The sequence below is a fragment of the Shigella sp. FC1661 genome (assembly GCF_001712525.1).
Classification (GTDB): Bacteria; Pseudomonadota; Gammaproteobacteria; order Enterobacterales; family Enterobacteriaceae; genus Escherichia; species Escherichia coli.
Map to the genome: position 1 here is coordinate 1 of NZ_MDGW01000274.1, position 2,119 is coordinate 2,119.

At 44.7% G+C, this 2,119-nt stretch carries 3 protein-coding genes and 2 pseudogenes; all 5 read right to left on the minus strand.

Annotated features, from left to right (window positions below):
• Positions 1-287 (minus strand): transposase (locus tag BFF42_RS15460; RefSeq protein WP_000567737.1); only part of this gene is annotated, 287 nt, incomplete at its 3' end.
• Between the two features lie 87 nt (positions 288-374).
• A pseudogene (locus BFF42_RS15465) lies at positions 375-644 on the minus strand (transposase); the annotation flags it as partial.
• A gap of 114 nt (positions 645-758) precedes the next feature.
• A complete protein-coding gene (gene ospI / locus BFF42_RS26985) occupies positions 759-1,397 on the minus strand; it encodes a type III secretion system effector OspI (RefSeq protein WP_000607008.1) in 639 nt (212 codons plus the stop codon).
• 152 nt (positions 1,398-1,549) lie between these two features.
• Positions 1,550-2,053: pseudogene (locus tag BFF42_RS15475) on the minus strand (IS1 family transposase); the annotation flags it as partial.
• A partial coding sequence (locus BFF42_RS28360; RefSeq protein ID WP_369803466.1) for a hypothetical protein occupies positions 2,053-2,119 on the minus strand: 67 nt, incomplete at its 5' end. The gene BFF42_RS28360 and the pseudogene BFF42_RS15475, both read right to left, overlap by 1 nt.

Consider the following 2,119-nt stretch of genomic DNA (forward strand, 5'->3'; position numbering starts at 1 on the left):
AGTTCATTTTCCATCGTTTTCTTGCCGAGCAGGCGCTGGAGTTCTTTAATCTGCTTCATGGCGGCAGCAAGTTCAGAGGCAGGAACAACCTGTTCTCCGGCGGCCACAGCAGTAAGACTTCCTTCCTGGTATTGCTTACGCCAGAGAAATAACTGGCTGGCTGCTACACCATGTTGCCGGGCAACGAGGGAGACCGTCATCCCCGGTTCAAAGCTCTGCTGAACAATTGCGATCTTTTCCTGTGTGGTACGCCGTCTGCGTTTCTCCGGCCCTAAGACATCAATCATCTGTACTCCAATGACTAGTCTAAAAACTAGTATTAAGACTATCACTTATTTAAGTGATACTGGTTGTCTGGAGATTCAGGGGGCCAGTCTACCCAGCAAGCGCTGTAACTCTTTTATTTGTTTTATAGCGGCAGCCAGTTCTGAGGCAGGAACGACATCCTCTCCGGCAGCAACAGCAGTGAGACTTCCTTCCAGATATTATTTTTTCCACTTAAGCAACAGGCTGGGCTGAATACCATGCAAACGCGCCACATGGGACACCGTCATGCTAGGCTCCATTGTCTGCTGAATAATGGCAATTTTTTCCTGAGGAGTTTTACGTTTACGAAGCTCCAGCCCCAGCAAAGTTCCAGTCATCTCAAAATTAGAACTAGTGTTAGACATATATCCAAGCCTATCTCTTATTTTAAGATACATCCACTGTCTGGCGTTTCAAGGGGCCGGCTCAAATCTATGTACAGGCTCTCAGCATCAGCAAAGCCTCTTACTCTTCCAACTACTACTGTTAGCATAGTGATCAAATTCCTGATCAGATACATGAATTACCTGAACCGAACTATTTTCATCTACAAATGCATCTGGCGATTTTTCTACAGGATCATAAAGATTAAATCCCTTTCCTGTTTGAACATCCAAAAACATAATTTTTTCACCATCGTTAAATCCAGCTATCCAATGAGTGGCCTGTTCAATAGAAATCATTACTACACTTCCTTTTGAAGTGTTTTGTAAAATATTTTCTGCAATACGCTCACGAAATTTACTATAAGTTTCATTAGGATGTGACACTATGCCTTCACTATCAATTTGCTCTAAATGCCTATGAAAAAATCCGGTCATATACTCTGATATTTCATTAGGTACGGGAGCCTCTCTTACTCCATACCCTAACATAGCCATACAAGCATGAAGCGCACACCCTGAACAGTTACCATCCCCACCAGACGGATTTATCATTTTCTGTAAAGTCGCTGCCAATTCAGAATCTTTATCCATATCACCAAGACTTTTAGAGTTTAAAGATTCCAGCAATTTTTTAACATTTACATTTCCCTCCTCTGTATGTGCCTCATATCCAGCAGTTCCCTGTAACGACACCCCATTAATCATATTGTATCCTGACAGTATATATACTCACTATATTTTCTTCATAACAAATATCCCTCTGATATGACAACAAAAAACGGAGCCGGATTCCTGTTTTTGTGAACTGCAGCTATTCGAGTCTAAAAAGTGATCCACTTACCACCAACGGCCTAATATATACAGAACGGAGTAAACAGGGCTAACAGTTCCCGATAGGTCTCATCATTCCGTGGCCCGAAAGTGTAAGCCAACACACCGCCAGTTTTAGTGTTGTACGCATACCAGAGCCAGTGTTGTTGCAGCCTTGCTGCCGACGAAGCGCCACTGCTCATCAAGTTCACAGATAAGGGCAACATCAGCGTGAGCGACTGGCGCAGATGTTATCCGCCGGGGCGGGAGCTTTTTAATGTCCGTATGACGGTATTGATGCCGATTTTCAGTGTCCTGGCAGTATCACGGCCCCCTGCGCCGTTATGTGCCATTTCAACGATCTGCTCCTTAACGCCGGGTTTTCTGGCTTCATAAGAGTAAGTGAGCTGGAAAACACGTTTACATGAGCGACAACGGAAACGCTCATGCCGGGAACAACTACGGCCATGTCGATAAACTTCATCGGAATGACAGCGCGGACAATGAACAGTAACGGTGTAAGCGCCCCGAGAAGTACGTAGCGTAAGGATTATTTTACAGACGAGAAGTTCCAGGGCAGCAGTTCATGCACTTGGTTCGACGGCCAGTCATTGAGC